The 19730-nt window shown below is 41.8% G+C and carries 19 protein-coding genes; 11 read left to right on the forward strand and 8 right to left on the reverse strand.

From position 1 onward, the window contains the following. The first annotated feature begins 87 nt into the window (after nucleotides 1-87). The 4 genes from WA1_RS35705 (at nucleotide 88) to WA1_RS35720 (ending at nucleotide 6425) form a co-directional block, all read left to right on the forward strand. Nucleotides 88-1677 (forward strand): glycosyltransferase family 39 protein, encoded by a 1590-nt coding sequence (locus WA1_RS35705; protein ID WP_017745836.1) that lies wholly within the window; start codon nucleotides 88-90, stop codon nucleotides 1675-1677. 8 nt (nucleotides 1678-1685) lie between these two features. Further along, complete coding sequence (locus WA1_RS35710) at nucleotides 1686-3296, forward strand: glycosyltransferase family 39 protein (protein ID WP_017745835.1); 1611 nt, start codon at nucleotides 1686-1688, stop codon at nucleotides 3294-3296. A gap of 650 nt (nucleotides 3297-3946) precedes the next feature. Next, nucleotides 3947-5935: an AMP-dependent synthetase/ligase gene (locus WA1_RS35715; protein WP_017745833.1), complete on the forward strand. Its 1989-nt coding sequence runs from the start codon at nucleotides 3947-3949 to the stop codon at nucleotides 5933-5935. Nucleotides 5936-5975: 40 nt separating this feature from the next. Continuing rightward, entirely contained in the window at nucleotides 5976-6425 is a 450-nt protein-coding gene (locus WA1_RS35720) for a YlqD family protein (RefSeq protein WP_017745832.1), read from the forward strand. Nucleotides 6426-6501: 76 nt separating this feature from the next. Here the strand turns inward: WA1_RS35720 and WA1_RS35725 are convergent, their stop codons facing one another. Beyond that, a complete protein-coding gene (locus tag WA1_RS35725; RefSeq protein ID WP_017745831.1) occupies nucleotides 6502-7014 on the reverse strand; it encodes a hypothetical protein in 513 nt (170 codons plus the stop codon). Between the two features lie 224 nt (nucleotides 7015-7238). Here WA1_RS35725 and WA1_RS35730 point away from each other — a divergent pair, with 224 nt between their 5' ends. From WA1_RS35730 to WA1_RS35745, 3 genes are all read left to right on the forward strand, one after another. Then, nucleotides 7239-8558: a dihydrolipoamide acetyltransferase family protein gene (locus WA1_RS35730; RefSeq protein WP_081403005.1), complete on the forward strand. Its 1320-nt coding sequence runs from the start codon at nucleotides 7239-7241 to the stop codon at nucleotides 8556-8558. A 242-nt stretch (nucleotides 8559-8800) separates the two neighbouring features. Continuing rightward, nucleotides 8801-9040 carry a type II toxin-antitoxin system HicB family antitoxin gene (locus WA1_RS35740; RefSeq protein WP_017745828.1) on the forward strand — a complete coding sequence of 80 codons (240 nt, stop codon included), beginning with the start codon at nucleotides 8801-8803 and terminating at the stop codon, nucleotides 9038-9040. Beyond that, the gene (locus WA1_RS35745) at nucleotides 9037-9267 is read left to right on the forward strand and encodes a type II toxin-antitoxin system HicA family toxin (RefSeq protein WP_017745827.1); all 231 of its coding nucleotides are present in this window, start codon (nucleotides 9037-9039) and stop codon (nucleotides 9265-9267) included. The genes WA1_RS35740 and WA1_RS35745 overlap by 4 nt, the downstream gene beginning before the upstream one ends. 170 nt (nucleotides 9268-9437) lie before the next feature. Here WA1_RS35745 and WA1_RS35750 read toward each other — a convergent pair whose 3' ends face one another. The 4 genes from WA1_RS35750 to WA1_RS35765 all read right to left on the reverse strand — a co-directional run bounded on the left by WA1_RS35750 (nucleotide 9438) and on the right by WA1_RS35765 (nucleotide 13181). Beyond that, complete coding sequence (locus WA1_RS35750) at nucleotides 9438-10031, reverse strand: DUF4178 domain-containing protein (protein WP_017745826.1); 594 nt, start codon at nucleotides 10029-10031, stop codon at nucleotides 9438-9440. A 186-nt stretch (nucleotides 10032-10217) separates the two neighbouring features. After that, on the reverse strand, nucleotides 10218-11810 hold the full coding sequence (locus WA1_RS35755) for a polyamine aminopropyltransferase (protein ID WP_017745825.1): 1593 nt from the start codon (nucleotides 11808-11810) through the stop codon (nucleotides 10218-10220). Between the two features lie 45 nt (nucleotides 11811-11855). Further along, nucleotides 11856-12092: a hypothetical protein gene (locus WA1_RS35760; RefSeq protein ID WP_017745824.1), complete on the reverse strand. Its 237-nt coding sequence runs from the start codon at nucleotides 12090-12092 to the stop codon at nucleotides 11856-11858. A gap of 81 nt (nucleotides 12093-12173) precedes the next feature. Further along, on the reverse strand, nucleotides 12174-13181 hold the full coding sequence (locus tag WA1_RS35765; RefSeq protein ID WP_017745823.1) for a hypothetical protein: 1008 nt from the start codon (nucleotides 13179-13181) through the stop codon (nucleotides 12174-12176). Nucleotides 13182-13399: 218 nt separating this feature from the next. Here WA1_RS35765 and WA1_RS55860 point away from each other — a divergent pair, with 218 nt between their 5' ends. Continuing rightward, nucleotides 13400-13534, forward strand: coding sequence for an RtcB family protein (locus tag WA1_RS55860; RefSeq protein WP_272819309.1), 135 nt, complete (start codon nucleotides 13400-13402; stop codon nucleotides 13532-13534). Between the two features lie 53 nt (nucleotides 13535-13587). Further along, the gene (locus WA1_RS35770) at nucleotides 13588-13839 is read left to right on the forward strand and encodes a UPF0175 family protein (protein ID WP_017745822.1); all 252 of its coding nucleotides are present in this window, start codon (nucleotides 13588-13590) and stop codon (nucleotides 13837-13839) included. 223 nt (nucleotides 13840-14062) lie between these two features. Here the strand turns inward: WA1_RS35770 and WA1_RS35775 are convergent, their stop codons facing one another. Beyond that, nucleotides 14063-14488, reverse strand: coding sequence for an MAPEG family protein (locus tag WA1_RS35775; protein WP_017745821.1), 426 nt, complete (start codon nucleotides 14486-14488; stop codon nucleotides 14063-14065). 140 nt (nucleotides 14489-14628) lie between these two features. On the opposite strand from WA1_RS35775, the gene WA1_RS35780 reads away from it, so the two are divergent. After that, complete coding sequence (locus tag WA1_RS35780; RefSeq protein ID WP_017745820.1) at nucleotides 14629-15351, forward strand: LuxR C-terminal-related transcriptional regulator; 723 nt, start codon at nucleotides 14629-14631, stop codon at nucleotides 15349-15351. Continuing rightward, the gene (locus WA1_RS35785) at nucleotides 15348-15785 is read left to right on the forward strand and encodes a helix-turn-helix domain-containing protein (RefSeq protein ID WP_017745819.1); all 438 of its coding nucleotides are present in this window, start codon (nucleotides 15348-15350) and stop codon (nucleotides 15783-15785) included. The genes WA1_RS35780 and WA1_RS35785 overlap by 4 nt, the downstream gene beginning before the upstream one ends. A 254-nt stretch (nucleotides 15786-16039) precedes the next feature. On the opposite strand, the gene WA1_RS35790 is transcribed toward WA1_RS35785, so the two are convergent. After that, entirely contained in the window at nucleotides 16040-17956 is a 1917-nt protein-coding gene (locus WA1_RS35790) for a transketolase C-terminal domain-containing protein (RefSeq protein WP_017745818.1), read from the reverse strand. A 644-nt stretch (nucleotides 17957-18600) separates the two neighbouring features. Further along, the gene (locus WA1_RS35795) at nucleotides 18601-19521 is read right to left on the reverse strand and encodes an AraC family transcriptional regulator (RefSeq protein ID WP_017745817.1); all 921 of its coding nucleotides are present in this window, start codon (nucleotides 19519-19521) and stop codon (nucleotides 18601-18603) included. Nucleotides 19522-19730 lie beyond the last annotated feature (209 nt).

Below are 19730 nucleotides of genomic sequence, written 5' to 3' on the forward strand. Positions count from 1 at the left end.
TAGCCGTTAAGCTTCGCTTATCGCAATTGCAATTTAGTCGGGTCTTTCACTCTCGTCACTTTACACAAATTAATTGAGAAGCTGTTTATGCGGCAAATCAAGCTCGCTCCTTATTGGTTGCGGTTTCTAATTATTACGGTGTTTGCGATCGGTGTATTCTTTCGTTTCTATAATCTTGATACCAAGGTTTACTCCCACGATGAAACCCATACCTCATTACGTATTTCAGGATACACATTTACAGAAGTTCAACGACAAATTTTTAACAGTCGTGTCATAAAAAGGGAAGCTTTTGATAAGTTTCAAAGCCTTAATTCTGAAAAAGGTTTAGGTGATACACTCAAGTCTTTAGCTATCGATGACCCTCAACGTCCACCCTTGTATTACTTACTCATACAAGTGTGGACTCAATTTTTTGGCACTTCGGTGGCAACAATCCGAAGTTTTTCTGCAATTGTGAGTTTACTAGTCTTTCCCAGTATTTATTGGCTTTGCCGAGAATTATTTATTGTACCGCTATCTGTTCCCTACGTTGCGATCGCACTCACAACAGTCTCCCCAATTCATCTTGTCTATGCTCAAGAAGCACAAGAATATATTTTATGGCTGGTCACAATTTTAGTATCAAGTGCGTCACTGCTGCGAGCTTTGCGACTCGAAACCACAGAAGAACACAAGCAAGATTACATTTATGTATGGGGACTCTATACAGTCACCTTAGCACTAAGCCTTTACACATCTTTATTAAGTGGATTTGTCGCAGTTGCTCATGGAATTTATATCACTGCAACAGTAGAATTTCGTTGGACTAAAACACTCAAAGCTTATACGATCGCATCCCTAGCAGGATTTTTAAGCTTTATTCCTTGGATATTAATCGTACTCACAAATCTCTTGCAATTTCATCAAACAACAGCTTGGGCATCATCTAAATTACCTTTTTTTGATCTCTTTCAAGCATGGCTAATTCAATTGAGACGGATTTTTTTTGATTTAGATTTTGGACTTGAAAATCCATTTAGTTACTTGGTGACATTAACATTTTTCCTAGGAATAGGATACTCAATTTCTATTCTTTGTCTGACAACCCATCCAAAAGTTTGGTTATTTATCGTACTGTTAATTGCTGTACCAGCAATACCCCTCATGCTACCAGATTTAATGTTTGGAGGAATACGATCGACTGCCGAACAATATTTTATGCCTTCTTACTTAGGTATCCAACTCGCTGCTGCATATTTGTTGGCTACTCAACTCTATAATGGTAATATTTTACGCCGAAAAATATGGGAAATAATTTTTATTGTAATTATTTTGAGTGGCGTCATTTCCTGTGCAGTCATTTCCCAACAAGAAACTTTATGGAGTAAAGGTGTAAGTTATGGTAATGTACAAATTGCTAAAATTATTAATCAATCTTATCGTCCACTGTTAATAAGTCATGCTTCTAGTAGTCATTCTGGAAATACCTTTTCTCTTAGCTATCTTGTTCAGCCAAAAGTACGCTTTCTCTTGGTAAAGGGTAAAGCGCTTCCCAAACTTCCCAAAGGATTTACTGATGTTTTTTTACTCAATCCTTCAAACAGCCTACGTAAGGCAATAGAAAAAAAGTATAATACCAAAACTCGTAAATTATACAGTTATAAATATTACACATTTTGGAAATTAGCTAAATAAAACGACAAATGACGAATAACAAAACTCCAAAATGGTTGAAGTTTTTCGCTATTACCATGTTGGTAGTAGGTATCTTTTTCCACTTCTTCAATCTTAATAACAAAGTTTACTGGCATGATGAAGTCTACACATCTATGAGGGCTGCAGGCTTCACTCGTGACGAAATTGACAAAGAACTTTTTCAAGATCGCATAGTTCCAGCCACAGAGTTGCAGAAGTATCAACGTCCTAAATTAGGAAGTACTACAGAAGACACAATTAAATCTCTAGCAATTGAAGACCCGCAGCATCCACCTTTATACTTTTTGATAGCCCGGTTTTGGATGCAAACTTTTGGAAGTTCCTTAACAGCTTCGCGTTTTCTACCAGTACTATTTAGCTTGATGGGATTACCTTTAATGTACGCTTTGGGGCTAGAAGTTTTTGCCTCACCAATCATGGCAATATTAGCAACAGTACTTTTGGCTCTATCTCCTTTTGATATACTGTTTGCTCAGACAGCAAGGCAATACAGTTTGTTAACAACTCTTGTCATTGGGAGTAGTTTTACCCTCTTACAAGCTTTACGTTTACCAACGTTAAGAAATTGGGGACTGTACGCTTTATCTAGTGCTTTAGGTTTTTATTCCCATCCCTTTTTTGGTTTAACAACTATTGCTCACGGGGTTTATGTATTGCTGTTAAAAGTATCTTTCCAGAAACTCACCATGACTTCTCCACAAGCTGAGAGGAAGTTCTACCGTGCAGACTACAAAACTATTAACCAATTTTTCCTTGCGATCGCCTGCTCTCTACTGTTATATAGTCCTTGGATAGTTGTGTTGGTCACTAATTACCAACGTGCTGCTGCAACGACAGATTGGACTAAATTCAAAGTAGAATTTCTCTACCTGCTCAAACTGTGGATTCTTAGCTTTAGTTCGCTGTTGCTAGACTTAGACTTTGGATTTAATAATATCTGGACTTATGTTCCTAGATTGACAATTCTTGCAGTCATTGAGGTGGGAATCTATCAAGTTTGCCATCGTACCCCTAAAGCAACTTGGTTATTTATCGTCACGACAATTTTTGTGCCTTTCTTGCTGTTGGCTGTGCCAGATTTATTATTAGGCGGAAAACGTTCTGCTGTTAGTCGTTATCTCATTTCTTGCTATCCTGGGATACAACTGGTAGTCGCATACCTATTAGGTATTCATATTCTACAAGGATGCAAACTGTGGCGGGGTATTATGGTACTGCTAAGCGCAGGTGCGATCGCATCTTGTACGGTTAGCGCTTTTTCTGAGACATGGTGGAACAAAGACTTGAGCTATCATAACGCTGAAGTTGCGCGATACATCAACGCTTCGTCTTCGCCAAAAATCATCAGCGAGATTGGCGATGACTTCACAAATACGGGTGACTTAATTTCCTTAAGCTACCTGTTGCAAGACGATGTCTCACTGGTGCTGCTGAGCCAACCTCCGCAATTAGAAAATGTTAAATCTCTACTATCGGAAAGCATAGAGCCTTTTGTGTTCCGACCTTCTGGTAAATTTATCAAAAAGCTCAAGCCAGAGCAAGGTCAGTTAGTAGAGGTTTTTGCACCAGGAAGACTGTGGCAACTTAAGAATCAGTGACCAGTAATCAGTGACCAGTGAACGGGAATTGGCAAATGTATCTGGTCACTGATTCGGTCAAATATCGATCGTCTTAGGTTACCTGAGAAAAATTAGGTACTCCGGAACCTTTTTCCTTGGTGGCTACATCAGTTTTATTTGATACAAAAATTTGGGTTTTCTTAGTAAGAATTACAGATACTAGCTTCGGAAAAACAAGGCAAGCTATTGTATTGATAAGTGTCAGAAGTAAAGCGTCCATTAAGTTCATAGAGAATGTTCCTTTTATTAACGGGGCATAAAATACATTGTGAAGCAAAATTTCTCTGATAAATTAAAAATCATTTTAAATTTCTTTTAACCTATATACAAGTAAATTTAATATAGAAATTTCTGACTCTTACTATAGAGACAAGGAGTGGGTTTAGATTCCCGACTTCTTGAAGAAGTCGGGAATCTAGCCATTTAAGTTTGATTTACAATACTTAATAATGAAAACGTGTAAATATTTACACCCTCTCAAGCCATGTTTTGACCAAATGTAAAGTGGTACAAGTCCCAAAATTCATTGGAAAAAACAAGAAATTGCTTCGTTATTCAAATGATTTACTGGTCACTGGTCACTGTATATGCTGTATTGAGTACAATAGATTTTTTATTGGTGATGTGCTATGTTAAGAAAATACGATAACTCTTCTTTCCTATCTAATATTACAGAGCGAGAGCGGCGGGCATTAGCGTACATAGCTAATTATTCCAACGCGGAATCAATACCAGAAATTTGGACATTAGCAGCAAAGCAATTTGGTAATACTGTTGCCCTCCATAACCCCCATTCTCAACCAGAAGAAGTTATTACTTATACTCAGCTATCGCAACAAATTCAACAATTTGCTGCTGGTTTGCAAGCATTGGGTGTTAAAGAAGGCGATCGCATCTCACTCATTGCAGATAATTGTCCTCGCTGGTTAATTGCAGATCAAGGCATTATGGCTGCTGGGGCTGTGAATGCAGTGCGTAGTGCCCAGGCAGAACGGGAAGAACTTTTATACATAATAGCGAATAGCGGCAGCACCGCGTTGGTGGTTGAAGATCTCAAGACACTCAACAGGCTGCAAGAGCGTCTTTTGGAGTTACCAATTCAACTGATTGTTTTATTGACAGAGGATTCCCCACCAGAAAACACCAATTTGAACGTCTTAAATTTTTCCCAATTGATGGAAATTGGTGCAAAGCACACCCTAATACCGACAAAGCAAACTAGGGGAACTCTGGCTACTTTAATTTACACCTCTGGAACTACAGGTAAACCCAAAGGGGTGATGTTGACTCACGGTAATTTACTACATCAAGTCTTGGTGCTGAGGTCAGTCGTGCAACCACAACCAGGAGAAACTGTACTGAGCATTTTGCCTACCTGGCACAGTTACGAACGCAGTGGTGAGTACTTTTTACTTTCTCAGGGTTGCACCCAAGTTTACACGAACCTCAAGTCTGTCAAACGGGATTTAAAAAAATTTCAACCCCAATTTATGGTAGGTGTGCCTCGGTTATGGGAATCTATTTATGAAGGAGCGCAAAAACAGTTTCGCGAACAACCAGAAAACAAACAACGTCTAATTAACTTCTTTTTTGGAATTAGCGAAAAATTTATTAAAGCACGGCGAATTGCCCAAGGTTTAGATTTGGAAAATTTGAACCCCTCAGTATTCGAGCAACTAGCAGCGAGCGCACAAGCATCAACTTTGTTTCCGCTTCATGCGTTGGGAGAACGAATTGTTTATTCCAAGGTACGGGAAGCAACAGGGGGTAAAATCAAGCAGATGATTAGCGGTGGCGGTGCGCTTCCCAAGCATATCGATGATTTTTTTGAGATTATCGGTGTGGAAATTTTGGTAGGTTATGGTTTAACAGAAACCGCTCCCGTGACTCATGCGCGGCGTCCGTGGCGTAATTTACGCGGTTCTTCTGGACAAGCAATACCAGGAACAGAAACAAAAATAGTAGATTCTGAAACTCGCAAGCCATTACCTACGGGGGAAAGAGGGTTGGTGTTGCTGCGGGGACCACAAGTTATGGAAGGTTACTATCAAAATCCCGAAGCTACAGCTAAAGCAATTGATGCTGAAGGTTGGTTTGATAGTGGGGACTTGGGTTGGGTGACGCCACAGAATGATTTGGTACTAACCGGACGAGCTAAAGATACTATTGTATTAACAAATGGAGAAAATATCGAGCCGCAACCGATAGAAGATGCTTGTTTGCGATCGCCCTACATAGATCAGATTATGCTTGTAGGACAAGACCAACGCAGTCTCGGTGCGTTGATTGTTCCCAATCTAGAAGCCTTGCAGAAGTGGGCGATTTCTAAGAATCTTCATCTACGTCTACCGGGAGAAGTCACTGAAAAAACCCTCAGTAATACAGTGGCTACTGAAGTAGATCTAGAGAGTAAAATGATTCAGGATTTATTTCGGCAAGAATTGAATCGGGAAGTGCAAAACCGTCCTGGCTACCGACCTGATGACCGTATTGGTCTATTCAAGCTGATTCTGGAACCGTTTTCTATCGAAAATGGCATGATGACGCAAACACTGAAAACGAAACGGCACATCGTGATGGAACACTATCGCGATATTATTAACGGGATGTTTGCCTGATAATTTCCAGTAAAAATGACAGAGTACACGTGAAACATTTATGGATGTCTCCAAACCTCAATTGCTTCTAAAACGCGTTGTTAACGTAAAAGCCATCGTGACCCACCTTTGGAAAGACGAAGTTCAGCAGCAACTGCAAACCCAAATCAATCAAATTGACCAGCAGTTGCAACAGTTGGACGTTCAAGGACAAAGAGCGGTCGCAGAAATTCAAAAGCAGAGTCTACAACCTCCCGGTCCCCAGACACTGCAACAAATCGATAATGTGCAGGGTCAGATCAACCAAAAGAAGAGCGAACTTTTAGAACAGAAAAATCAAAGTTTGCAAAACCTCCAACAAGTCCAGTTTTTAGAATTGGATCAGGAAGTCAACCAATTCCAAATGGAAGGTTTTTTCCGCGTCGAACCAGGTGATAACCTGATCAGCAAATTGCAAGTCGAAATCGTGTTACGTGACGGCGTTGTCGAAGAAATTCGCGGTGATATTTAATTGAGCGTTGCTAGTTGTTAGTGGTTAGTTGTTAGTTGTTGATTGCCATTAGCAATTAGCCATTAGCAATTAGCAATTAGCCTTGACACTTCTTCTGAGAACTTTTAGCCAGACATTCCTGAGAACCAGCCCAAATAATTTGCCAAACCAGAGGTGAACTGACAAAAAGCGATCGCCCAAAGGTAGTCAGTTCAACTCGGTACTTGGCAGTTTTAGCTGAATTCTTTTCCTGCTTGGTTTGTGTAATTGTGACTAGTACCCGATTGGGTTGTGGGTAAGATACCTCTATCTTTTTGGGTCCTTTGCGTAATGCCAGGTCTCGCTCGAAGGCGTTGAGAGCAAGATCGGTAGGGTCACTACCTTTGAGGGATGAGTTGATACTTTCTAAAGGAATTTCTTGATAATTAGCCCGTTCGAGGTTAGCTACCATCCCCTCTTGGCTGGTTGTAAAAAAATGTTGTGGTTGTTGCCCATTGCTCGTTTTGGAAACAGCTGCTGATGGCTGGCGTTGGGTGATGTACATTCCAGTAGCAGCAGTGGCAAAGATACTAAAAACCACAATAAGTAACAATTTGAACTTTGCCGACATAAAATTTAAAGTGAATTAAACTCAAGTTAGTCGTCAACTCTGAATTTTAAATTGAGGTGTCACTATTCTTCGTCTAGCTAGTGAAGTGGAGATTGGGATTTTGACCAGTCGTGATGAGAAATACAAATTAATAGACATATTGGGCTTAATATAGTTCCTCACGTCCGAGGTCAAGTTACAATTCGATCTGGCACAAGCTAGTTTAAACTCGCCAAACCTCACCTATGAGCATTCACGAAGTATTCATGCCGGCGCTTAGTTCCACCATGACCGAGGGAAAAATCGTCTCTTGGGTAAAATCACCAGGTGACAAAGTGGAAAAAGGCGAAACAGTGGTGGTTGTCGAGTCAGATAAGGCTGATATGGATGTGGAATCCTTTTATGAAGGGTATCTAGCTCATATCATAGTGCAAGCTGGTGATGCCGCTCCCGTGGGGGCAGCAATTGCCCTGTTAGCAGAAACCGAAGCTGAAATCGAAACTGCCATTGCTCAAGCCCAATCTTCCGGTACTCAAAGCAAAGAAGTCGTAGTTGCTACCACTTCTAGCAAACAACTCGCAGAGGCAACAAGCGTTACAGAAAGAGCAACTGAATCTCAAAATGGCAGCCCTTCTCGCCAGAATGGACGGACTGTCGCATCTCCTCGCGCCCGCAAGTTAGCGAAGGAACTAAAAGTTGATTTAAGTGGTATTTCTGGCAGTGGTCCTTACGGTCGCATTGTAGCTGAAGATGTGGAAGCAGCTGCGGGAAGACCGAGCAAGTCACCTACCACAGTTACTCCTGTTGCACCGACCCCATCAGTACCAACACCGACTACACTTGCACCAGCAAGACCTACGCCCGCACCTGCGCCAGTTGTTGCAGCAGTTCCTGGTCAAATAACACCTTTGACGACCCTGCAAAAAGCTGTAGTGCGGAATATGGAAGCTAGCCTTGCCGTACCCGTCTACCATGTTGGTTACACAATAACCACCGATGCCCTGGACAAATTATACAAACAAATTAAGTCTAAAGGCGTAACAATGACAGCCCTACTGGCAAAAGCTGTGGCTGTAACATTACAAAAACATCCACTACTGAATGCCAGTTACTCAGAACAGGGCATTGTGTATCATTCCAACATCAACATTTCTGTAGCAGTCGCAATGGATGATGGCGGATTGATTACACCTGTATTGCAAAATGCGGACACGGTGGATATTTATTCTCTGTCGCGCAATTGGAAATCTTTGGTAGATCGTGCTAGAGCAAAACAATTGCAACCAGAAGAGTATAACAGTGGGACTTTTACGGTATCCAACTTGGGGATGTTTGGCGTAGATAAATTTGACGCGATTTTGCCTCCCGGACAAGGTTCGATTTTGGCGATCGGCGCATCTCGCCCGCAAGTCGTTGCTACAACTGATGGTTTGTTTGGTATTAAACAACAATTGCAGGTGAATATTACTTGCGACCATCGGATTATTTACGGTGCTCACGCTGCAGCATTCTTGCAAGAATTAGCACAATTGATTGAAACCAAGGCTGATTCTTTGGTGCTGTAGTTAAGTGAAAAAGGGAGTAGGGAGTAGGGAATTATTCCTTTTTCATGATTGGTTGTGGGGTTTTCCCGTGAATGACTGTTTTGTGGAACGGGCGAGGACGCCCGTCCCACAATTGGGGATAATTGGCAGTGGTGGAGGGGATGTTACTTGTAGTGGCGTACCAGGTTTCACTGGAGGTTGGACGTTAACGAATTCGGCGGAATTCATTAAAAGTAAGTAGAGTACAAACAAGTTTAAAACATATGGACAACAACAATAAAGAAATTTACAATTACACAGTTCTTCTGGAAAAAGAATCAGATGGAGGTTATCACGCTTTTTGTCCTATCCTAAAAGGTTGTCATTCTCAAGGAGATTCTTTTGAAGAGGCCATCGAAAATATTACAGAAGCTATTGAATTATATCTTGAAAGTTTAAAAGCTGATAATCAGTCCATTCCTATAGAAGATTTAATTGTTAAGCCATTAAGTATCAAGGCATGAGTAATTTTCCCAGTGTCAAAGCTAAAGATTTTATCAAAGTCCTCGAAAAATTAAGTTTTTATCTTGACCGTCAAAAGGGAAGTCACGCTATTTACAAGGATAGTCATGGAAAGAGGGTTGTTGTTCCTATTCATTCGGGAAAAGATCTAAAACAAGGGACTCTAATGGGCATGATTCAGGATATAGGTATTGACAAAGAAACTTTCTTTGAGTTATTAGGAAAATAAATCCGGTGTAATTTTCTTGAATTGGTCCTCATTAAATGCTTCTAAAACAGGCAATGTAACTCGCCCTTTCAGTAAAATCCGAGTCCAAATGTTAGTAATGTCAATTCCGAAATGTTTGCCTTTTTGGTCATATTTTATTACCAGTTTAATTTGCTCGTTTGCAAAGGAAACTAGCAGTCATCATAGACTCTCTTGCCATCACCTGGTAATATCAGTAGCGACCTGGGATTAATAAGCTCTCCAACAGTAACTTCCACTTCTCCATCCCAAATCTCTACTGACAGGACTTTGTTATTAAAACCTTCATAGTCAAAATATTTACAACGGGAAGCAACAGGTTTTTTAATTGTACCTTTGCGAGTCATTCTAGCTGTGCCAGAGTCAACACATCGAAAAGTCTCGCCTGCAAAGTTTAACTGCTTTGGTGGTTCTTCGCTGATATCTAATTGATTTGTAGATTCTAACAATGCAACCTCCACGCGATCGTCTTCCTCCACAGACAACCAATTAATGCGATCGCCATCCTGCAACATATACTCTGACCAAGTAAATTCGCCAACAGTATAAGTTAGGTGACCTTCCACAACCCAATCGATACCCATATGTTGCACAATATCACCAATTTGTAAATTAAATACCGTGCGATGTAGCGATGGCAGTTCTTTACGATGACTACCAGTCAAAAGTTTTCCTTGTTGCTGAAGTACGAACAAAACAACACCAACAGTTCCAACAAAAATAATTCCAAGCCAAATTAATGTCATAGTTTTTGGTTAGTGGTTAGTAGTTAGTGGTCAGTAGGGGTGCAATGCCTTGCGCCCTTAAACAATTAGTGGTTTTAGCAATTTTCTCCGAAAAACTTTGAATCCAGCCCGCGCAGGCGGGCTTCGCTTGTGTAGCCCCACACTTCCAGTGTGAGGGCATATTAAGCATAAGTTGACTAACCCTTATTAATAAGAAACCCAGCGAGAATCCAATTGGTAACGAACAATGACGGGATCGGATAAGCGGTTAACCTTAGTATTTCCTAGCAGCACATCTTTAGGCAGTTCAAATAAATGGTGCAGAATATTTGGAGTAAGAAAGCGTGTTGATACGGGAAGCTCAAGCTTATCGGACTCAAGAACAGCCCGCGAAGCCATCACAAAACCCCAAGGGCCAAAACTGGGAACATCGACTACATAAGGATGTACCGCTAGCCCGGTTTGGGCTAGAGTTTCAGCAATACAACTCAGAACTTTGGGAGCAAAAAATGGGCTAGATGCTTGGGTGACTAATACACCACTATCTGCTAGTCGTCCCATTAAACGCCGATAAAAACCATCTGAGTAAAGTTTGGCAAGGATTTCTTGATCTGGATCGGGAAAGTCAGCAATAATAACATCAAAGGTGTCTTTCAAGGCTGGGGCTGTTGTAAAAGCATCGGCGTTGATGACTTCAACGCGAGGGTCAGTTAAAGCATTGTTATTAACCTGCACGAGTTGCGGGTGACGAGTCGCTAACTTAACAACGGCTGGATCGAGTTCAATCAGTACGACTTTCTCAACTTCACGCCACTTTAACACTTCCCGTACTGCCATACCATCTCCAGCCCCTAACACGAGTATCCGTTTTCTGTCGGGAGTTGCACTCATTGCTGGATGCACGAGTGCTTCGTGATAGCGATATTCATCTAGTGTAGAAAATTGTAAATCGCCGTTCAGGAACAGCCGCACGTCTTGTCCTTGTCTTGTTAGGACAATACGTTGATAGGGTGTTTGAATACGCTTAATAACAGGTGCTTTATATAAGTTATTTTCTAGATTGTTGCTAATAGGTATGGAAATTGGTGCCAAAGTACATAGCAGCACACCTACCATTAATCCTATATAAGCCCAGCGTCGCAATTGGGGAAACGATCGCCCAATCGCAAAGACCATAAAAGCGGGAAATGCACCCAGTACGAAAGCTGTGGGAAACATCCCCAACCATGGTAACAAGAGTACTGGAAAAAGGAGTGAACCGATCAGTGCGCCTAGATAGTCCAGTGCTAAAACTCCTGCTAGGGCTTCTCGGACTCCTTCCGATACTTCTACAAGCCTTGTTAAAAGTGGGACTTCTAAACCTGCTAGTAACCCCAACAAAAGAGTGACGAGAACTAACCCCAACCATATGGAACCATCAAGCACAAATAGGGCAAATAACCCTAAAGGTAACAAGGCTGTCAGTGGTGCGATCGCAAGTTCTACTTGTACGAAAGCGAGTAGTAACTGATTTTGAAGAAAGCGCCCTTCTGTTTTTGCTGCAATAAATCGGCTGAGGTAAGAACCAGCACCCATTGCTGCTAAAAAGCCCCCTACTGCAATACCGTAGGACAAGGCTTGATTGCCAACTAGGTAACTTGCAAGGGTTCCCAGTAAAAGTTCTACAGCTAATCCGGAAGCAGACGAGATTGCTGCTGCAGCTAGCAAGAGTTTGCGCTGCTTGTTGTTTAAGAAACTGCCGTTAGTTTGAGTATTTTCCGCATCTAGTGAATCTGGAGATGTTCCTATTTCTTGTTCCATGTATTGTGAATCGTTGATTGGTGAGTGGTGAGTGTGGAAATATTTTTACTTTCCACTACCAGGACCTCCACCTTGAAAGTCACTGTAGTAACTTCGGGTTGTAGAGGTATATATCCAAACCCCGTGGCTGTTGTAGGAACCCGATAATTGGGTTTCATAACGGGGTGTATAGTTTTCTTGTTTTTCTTCTCGCAGTGCGAAAGCTGACTTTTGACTGTAGCTATCGATTATAGACATGAGGGCGAGTAGGACTGCTATTCCAGCAAAAATTTTCGCAAACATAAACCTCTTGAATTTTGGATTTTGGATTTTAGATTTTGGATTTGACAACTTTTTAACTAGTAACTAATTACTGGTCACTGGTCACTGGTCACTGGTCACTGTGTTAGCGTTGATACGTATTACTTCTACAGGTTGTAGGGTACGGACGCTGTCTCGAACAAACAGTGATGTTCGATATATTGGTTCATCAGGTAAAACTTCTACGTGAAAACCGTAAGAAGCACGCTGTTCGAGGATGAAAAATTTTTCCAACTTTCCTGTAACCTTTGTAATTTTTCCTTTCTCTTTTGTAAAGGAGAGTTTTACGGGAAAAGAGCCAGCGTAAACTTGTTCGCCATAAGAATCATTAATGGACAGGTAAACTTCTAATTCAGGCGGAGAAGTTTCGTCAGATTGGATATTTACATTGACGCGCACGAGGCGATTGGCACCACCAACTGTCTCGCGCCCATTTGGGTCGCTATCGTTAATTTTTGCGGAAATTGCTTTTTTACCAATGCGGCGTGTGGCGAACAATGCCATGACAGAGAAAAAAGTAGACCAAAAGACACCTCCCCAAAGAGGACGTGTATCAATGACTCCATTTTCTACAGTCATTATAAAAGGTACGGCTTCAGCTAGTTCTTTCCCACTGGTTTCTCCATAGCCTAAGACTGCCAAAGCAAGGGTGACTTCTTCGTTTTTCTTTGCCCGAACGTCTAAACCGGCTGTCAAATCTTCTTCAGACCAAGTCCCTGTTTCCCCTTCTTCAGACCAATAGCCAGATTCCTTCCAAGCTTCTTTAATTCCGGACGCCAAAACCTTACCTTGTTTGTCTAAAAGCTGAATTTCGTAGGTCACCCATCTGTTATCGGGTATGATCGCATTCACATCAACTCGCAATGCACCTATTAGCTGAGGTGCTAATTGTAGTGATTTGATTTTGAAAGGCTCCTCTTCTTTAACTTGTACATCTTTGTGAATAAGGGTTTGCTTAAAAAATGGAGCCGTCATCAACGATAAAAATACGAGTGCAGAAGCACCAAGAGCAACGTAAGACCACCAATGGATAAAGCGCCCTGTACGTTGAGTATCAACAGTCACTGGCATAAGTGTTTTTGGAGTAACTTTTACAACTGGATGATTGATATATTAACCTCACTTAAATATTTGGCAAGGAGATTTATAGCGATTTTCAATAAAATGCAATACATTTATTGATTAAGAATTATTTTTGTATCTGCCTAGCCATTAAGTTTGCAAATAGCCATTTCTGTAATGCCAGTTCATTGAAAATACTTAAGTAAAATTACTGTCATACCAAACTAGTGCAAAAAAAGGATGAAGCCGTTTACGACCAAGTCACCAATGTCGCAACACTTCCTGGAGTGACCAAGTACGCTTTGTGTATGCCTGACGGACACTTTGGTTATGGTTTTCCCATTGGGAATATTAAAGGATAATTGGTATTAAAATGAATGTGTAAGCTTTGAGATTTGTTTAGGTTTGATTATAAATGAGTCAATTTATTCAGCCAATAAACTTGCAAATATCACCTGGTTCCTTAAATCAAGGGGAATCTGCTATTCGTCAGGAATTAGCCTTACAACTCTACGTGCAGAATATCTTTACCTTTAGTCAAGCACGTCACTTAGCTAACTTGTCTGTATGGGAATTTCAGAAACTTTTGGGGCAAAACAAAATTGAACGTCATTACAATGAAGCAGATTTAGCGCAGGATATTAAGATAATTGAAGTAGGTTTTTAAAAATCGTGACGGTTATTTGTAATGCTAATGTAAGCCATTCCACCATAACGAGTTGTGCGGGAGGACTTGAGTTAGATGCAGATGCGGCTCAACGAGTAGGACATTCGCGAAAAACTGTAGGGTTCTTTTGTGATTATAGATACAAAAGCGCACTAGTCTCAGCCTACTTCCTGGTTAACTCCGCCGCCGCCAAACTCACGTCTCTCAGACACCAATTTCCGATCTATGTGAAATAAATAAGGGCTGCGCGGATGGCGATGAACCACACCGCGAGCGTGGCAAATAGGTAGAGGTAGAACCGAAGTATGATGAGATTGAATGTGCAATGGACAGCGCTATGCAATGCGCGAAACACAACGAAGACCCAGGCGGCGTTTACATACACTGTATCCACCTGCTTCGTGATGAAGAGGTATAGGACAAGCGCATAGAAAAGTACCGGAATCTCGAACAGGTTCTTTAGGTTATCTGATGGATTGGATACGTTTGGTGGCGAGATCTGCGCCAGTGTACCAGGTACAGCAAGATCCTTCGGTAGGATCTTTCTACTTGTGATGAAACTGATACGGCGGATGTACATATACACCCAGACTACGAATGTCAGAAACATTGTTGCAAAGAATGGACTGAAGATTGCATCTTGCGTCATTTCTACCTCTCAAACTTAATTATTCTGATGGTTGGTGGCGATAAAATTTAAAGACTATTGAAGTCGCATAAAAGATAATATAAACTGATCACTTCAATGCTTCTAGACCTCGATCGGGTACACTTCGGACAAATTGATCTATGACAAGTCCCTTGAAGCTTCTTTTTGAAGCTATCAACCAGACCGATAGTGAACACGATATGCGATCGCATATCATGCCAAAAATTGGTGAGTATTTTTCAGCTAAACGATGGGGAATTTTTTTCTTTGACCAACTTCCGTTAGCAGATAGCAATTTTCAAAAAATACTGAAAGTTGGGCTATCAATCGAACATAATCCTGTTGTGCGTTATTTAGTGGAACGCCATACTCCCGTCCATGAAGCATTAGTGACGTCACCAAAGGCTTGGACAATAATTTGTCCCCGTCCCGATCATTGGCATGTGATGGCAGGACCGATTGTAAATTGCGGTCAATTAGCGGGTGTAGTGGGCTGCACCCGTGAAAAGTCAATGCCTACCTTTGATACACAAAATTTAGCTGATTTGAGTGCCATCTGTTTGCACTTATCTATTTGGGCTGCAACAGTGCGAGCACAAAGTGTTTTCGTTGATACAGCAATTCCGAAGGACATAGGAAACTCGCCGCAACAGTTCTTCAAAACCCATCGCTTAACGCCTCGTGAATTGCAGATTGCAGAATTAGTGGCTTTGGGGCGAACAAACGCACAAATTGGGAATGAACTTTGGATTACTGAGAATTCTGTAAAGCAAGCTTTAAAGCGAATGTTCCGCAAGCTTGAGGTTTCATCCCGTGCAGAGATGGTAGCACAGCTTTTTCAATCCAAAATGTTGGAAAGATGATCCCTACTTCTCGTCAACAAACCTATACTGACCTACTGATTCAGTATCAGCCGAAGCCAATAAAAACAGAAGAAGAGTATCACAGAGCCTTGACAACAGTGGAAGGTATGATGTCTGACGAATTAACGGAGGCTGAAACTACGCTTCTGGAGTTATTGGTTCTTCTTATTGAGACCTACGAACAACACCATTATCCGATGGGTAAGTCTACACCTGTGGCTACTTTAGAATCCCTCATGTACGAATTTGACGTGGAGCCTGTTTCTTTAGTAGAAGTCTTTGGCTCTCTTGAGCTTGTTAAGGAAGTAATTAATGATCAACGGGAAATTAGCCAATCTCAGGCGGAATCCCTAGCTAAGTTTTTTAATGACCTCAGTTCTGGTCTTTCTCTAACTACTAAAGATTTTCAACATGATGTTTCTCTAAGCATTTAAAAACTGAGGAGTTTATTGCAGTATAAGCTCAATAAATCAAGTAAAAGCACAGCTTTCTCAATCCAAAATTGTATGATAAAGGACGGGCATCTTGCCCGTCCCACAAGAGCAATATCTCATAAAAGAAGCTAGTAATTTCCACTAACTAGAGATATAAAGTTATACCAGTTTGAACAAAGAATGCAATAGATAGTTGGTTGAAATCAAGTCTAGGCATAACTTTCTCAATCCCAAATCCAAAATCCAAAATGGTATTAGCCAATCAACGACTTGACCTTACTGATAATGCCATCGGGGTCAATTCCTTGATGGGGGAACTGTTCCCAAAGACCACCGCAACCCTCATGATGAGTTCCGAGGTGAGCGAACTTTGGTGTCAATCCACGCTCAAGTAACCAAGTTCCAAAGCGGATACCCAACCCGTTACGACGGCTCATGGATTCTACAACCAGTACAAAAGGTGCAGCACCGATTTTGGCAAGGGTTTCTTCATCTACGACGTTAAGTGTGGGTTTATTGATTAAACCAACATCAATTCCTTGCTGCTTGAGACGTTCTACTGCATCAAGGGAGCGGTACAATCCATCACCATAGCTAACGATATAACCTGCAGTTCCTTCCCGTACTACTTCATCTTTCCCAGGAACAAAGGTGTAACCTTCGCCAAACAAATCTTTGCCATTGGCATCAAGAATGTGGGGAACTTTGGAACGGGTGGAGAAGATAAACCGCAAACCTGGATCGAAGAAAACTGCGTCAACACACGCTTTCATTTGAGCCGCATCAGCAGGGAAGTAAAGCCGTGTTTCGTAGCCATCATCTAACCCGTTATCGGCAAACATATTGTTTAAGCCGAAATGACAGGTATTGTCTGCCATGTCATCGATTCCAGAGTGGGAAAAATGACACAAAACGTTAGAATAGTTCAACCGCGCCATTGTGATTTCAGAAATACACATTTCTAAAAAGGCGCTGAAGGTACCGAAAATACCTTGCTTTCCTTTTTCCATACCAAATCCGGCAGCTGCGGAGAAGTTTCCTCTCTCCATAATTCCAGAACTGATGAAGATTTCTGGGTAAGCATCGTGAATTTTCTTCAATCCGCAGGAACCTTCTAGGTCACTATCGATACACAGTACCTTTTCCTTGCGTTCTGTTTCACTCAAGCGGCTGAGGACGGAGACTACCGCTTCGCCAAATACGTTCCGGTTGGAACCCCATTTGTCGCTGACGCCAAGGAATGTGTAGCTCTGCTTGGGCTTGGGTATGCTCTTGAGGTAGTTGACAGCTTCGGTTAATCCACGCTTTTCTAAGTAAGCGATCGCTTTATCCACAGGAATCACATCATGACCGTGAGTTGAGCCTTCGATGCCTTCAATTCCTACAGCCATCTTCCGCTTGTTGACTAAAGCAACAGGTCCTGGCTGGGTAACTGCTGCACAAAGGCGACGGTACAGATCGTCTAAGTCTTCGCCATCACCTTCGTTTACACTAAGTCCGTGACCTTCAAGTGTTTTGGCAACACTAAAACCTGGTAAATACTCTGAAGGATGTCCAGCAATGGTCACATCGTTATCATCAATGATGAGTTTAATGTTAAGATTTTGAGCAACCGCCAAACGTGCTGCTTCGGCATCATTACCTTCCTGCTGCGAACCATCAGAACCCAAACAGACTAAGACTTTATTGGGATTAGCTAACGCCACACCATTAATGTAAGGCCAAACGTGTCCCAAGCGTCCGGAACTAAACTTAACACCTGGTGTCAAACCGAGTTCGGGGTGTCCGGGTAATTTTGCATGAGCTTCACGGTAATGGACAAGGCTTTCAGCATCTAACTCGCCGTGCAAAACAGCCATCAGGTATTGGGTAGCAACACGGTGTCCTGCTTCATCAAAGAAGATAGGTACAAATTTATCGGGTGCTCCCCGGAAAAATGCATCAAGAATCACTACTTCTGGTACTGTATCGTAAGCACCACCAGTGTGTCCGCCTACACCCCTAGCAGCACCTGTGGCGGTGAAGAAAACAATTGCATCGCGGCAAAGCTGAATGTTAGCTTTGAGTGTTTCTCGTTGCTCACTAGTCAGGTTAGGATTGCTTGGGTCTAGTGCTAATTTTTTGTAAGCGCTAAGATTAATCGGAAAGCTAGCAGCTACAGCAGTAGTCATGGTTAATATTCCTGAAGGTCAGTGACTTACACACCGAACCGTTATCAATTGCGGTTCGCCGCGAAAGAGAACAGTACGTTTATGGTAGATTTTGGGAAAAATTTACTCGCGTTCGCGAAGCGCAAGCTGTACCCAGCTTATCGTGAAGCGCAAGCCGTACCCGGCTTATCGCTTTCAAACAAACCTATTTGAGTGTACCGCGAATACACTCTCGGAATTCGCTCCTCACATTGATATTTTGCAACAGAACGTCAGCCATTGTGAGCAATCTTAAGACTGCTTTAAATAGCATGAAGCACTGCAAAGCTTTTTCTATGGAATGGCAACGATTTATCAAAAAGTATAAATGCTTATTTGCATTTTAGGCAAGAGCAATGGCAAAAAAATCTCCAATTTGTGTTGTTCAACACAGCAATTCCCTACTACTTATGTAAAGCGAATGGGATTTTACCTCAATCTTGCTCTCATGTATTAATTTAAGGTGTGCAATTTTGCGTCTTACTCGTCGTCTGGTGTGGTCATTACTAAACTTGTCCATTAACCGCTAAGTGGGTATTGAGCACCATTGTTGTTTTATTAAAATCTTTAGAACGACATAATAGCCAAAACGTGTAATGTCTGCTATGTGTAGCGAACTGCAATGTTCAGGTGATTCGTAAACGTTCAATATCCTTCATGGGTGGGGCACCAAATAAACGGGAATATTCACGACTGAACTGTGAAGGACTCTCATAACCAACCTGATAAGCCGCATGGGTTGCATCAGCGTTTTCAGTCAGCATCAGACGACGTGCTTCCAATAATCTCAACTGTTTTTGATATTGCAATGGACTCATTGAGGTGACTGCCTTGAAATGGCGATGGAATGATGCAGGAGACATACTCGCTTGCTGAGCCAAATCATCAACGCGCAATGATTTTGTAAAATCAGCTTTGATCCGTTTAATTACTTCTGCAACGCGCTGCATATTGCTACCGGATGTCGCAATCTGCCGAACTGCTTCGTCCTGTTCGCCAATTAAAAGGCGGTAATAGATTTCGCGAATAATCATCGGTGCCAGAAATGGAATATCCAGGGGCGTATCCAGCAGCCGTGTTAGTCTGCTGGCACAATCAATCAACGATGCATTAGCATCACTAACGAACAAGCCTCTAACCGAAGTTTCTTTTTTATCTGGGCGGCGCTGGATTTGGTCAATAATATTCCAAAGTTGAGTTGCGTCCAGGCTCAGCTTAAATCCTAGATACGGTTTGTCTGGTGTCGCTTCGACAATGTATCCACTGAGGGGTAAATCCACTGTGACAACGATATATTGAGCCGCACCATACTGATAGGTTTCTTTTCCTAGTAAGGTTTCTTTTTTGCCTTGAAGAATAATGCAAAGAGTCGGTTCATATAGGGCACAGAGTGCTGTAGGAGCAGCAGATTCACGCAGAAATTCCAACTGAGCGATCGCAGTTGAATGGATACCGTTCCCCAAGTCATCTGTATGGCGAGTTACTAGTTCCACCAGTTCTTGACAAGCATGAATCGCCGTCTCGCGTTTCAAGGGTTCAATTGCCATAGCAGTTTCTGGATCGCTCCGATCATTTTGCTGCGCTTATTATAAAGGATTCTTTTGAGTATCATCTGACTGCTTGAGAGGATCGGGCAATAATCTGCGAGATTTATGTATTTAAAACCCTTCTGCTTAAGCCTATGATGAACTTATACTAGAAAGACAATGAAAGAATAAGGCAATAGAACAGGGCACAACAAGCAAATCCAAATCGC

The organism is Scytonema hofmannii PCC 7110 (assembly GCF_000346485.2).
GTDB lineage: Bacteria > Cyanobacteriota > Cyanobacteriia > Cyanobacteriales > Nostocaceae > Scytonema > Scytonema hofmannii.

What these genes read in the sequence shown, in the direction of transcription:
- WA1_RS35705 (WP_017745836.1), top strand. Translation starts at nt 88, where the DNA reads ATGCGGCAAATCAAGCTCGCTCCTTATTGGTTGCGGTTTCTAATTATT.
- WA1_RS35710 (WP_017745835.1), top strand. Translation starts at nt 1,686, where the DNA reads ATGACGAATAACAAAACTCCAAAATGGTTGAAGTTTTTCGCTATTACC.
- WA1_RS35715 (WP_017745833.1), top strand. Translation starts at nt 3,947, where the DNA reads ATGTTAAGAAAATACGATAACTCTTCTTTCCTATCTAATATTACAGAG.
- WA1_RS35720 (WP_017745832.1), top strand. Translation starts at nt 5,976, where the DNA reads ATGGATGTCTCCAAACCTCAATTGCTTCTAAAACGCGTTGTTAACGTA.
- WA1_RS35725 (WP_017745831.1), bottom strand. Translation starts at nt 7,014, where the DNA reads ATGTCGGCAAAGTTCAAATTGTTACTTATTGTGGTTTTTAGTATCTTT.
- WA1_RS35730 (WP_081403005.1), top strand. Translation starts at nt 7,239, where the DNA reads ATGAGCATTCACGAAGTATTCATGCCGGCGCTTAGTTCCACCATGACC.
- WA1_RS35740 (WP_017745828.1), top strand. Translation starts at nt 8,801, where the DNA reads ATGGACAACAACAATAAAGAAATTTACAATTACACAGTTCTTCTGGAA.
- WA1_RS35745 (WP_017745827.1), top strand. Translation starts at nt 9,037, where the DNA reads ATGAGTAATTTTCCCAGTGTCAAAGCTAAAGATTTTATCAAAGTCCTC.
- WA1_RS35750 (WP_017745826.1), bottom strand. Translation starts at nt 10,031, where the DNA reads ATGACATTAATTTGGCTTGGAATTATTTTTGTTGGAACTGTTGGTGTT.
- WA1_RS35755 (WP_017745825.1), bottom strand. Translation starts at nt 11,810, where the DNA reads ATGGAACAAGAAATAGGAACATCTCCAGATTCACTAGATGCGGAAAAT.
- WA1_RS35760 (WP_017745824.1), bottom strand. Translation starts at nt 12,092, where the DNA reads ATGTTTGCGAAAATTTTTGCTGGAATAGCAGTCCTACTCGCCCTCATG.
- WA1_RS35765 (WP_017745823.1), bottom strand. Translation starts at nt 13,181, where the DNA reads ATGCCAGTGACTGTTGATACTCAACGTACAGGGCGCTTTATCCATTGG.
- WA1_RS35770 (WP_017745822.1), top strand. Translation starts at nt 13,588, where the DNA reads ATGAGTCAATTTATTCAGCCAATAAACTTGCAAATATCACCTGGTTCC.
- WA1_RS35775 (WP_017745821.1), bottom strand. Translation starts at nt 14,488, where the DNA reads ATGACGCAAGATGCAATCTTCAGTCCATTCTTTGCAACAATGTTTCTG.
- WA1_RS35780 (WP_017745820.1), top strand. Translation starts at nt 14,629, where the DNA reads ATGACAAGTCCCTTGAAGCTTCTTTTTGAAGCTATCAACCAGACCGAT.
- WA1_RS35785 (WP_017745819.1), top strand. Translation starts at nt 15,348, where the DNA reads ATGATCCCTACTTCTCGTCAACAAACCTATACTGACCTACTGATTCAG.
- WA1_RS35790 (WP_017745818.1), bottom strand. Translation starts at nt 17,956, where the DNA reads ATGACTACTGCTGTAGCTGCTAGCTTTCCGATTAATCTTAGCGCTTAC.
- WA1_RS35795 (WP_017745817.1), bottom strand. Translation starts at nt 19,521, where the DNA reads ATGGCAATTGAACCCTTGAAACGCGAGACGGCGATTCATGCTTGTCAA.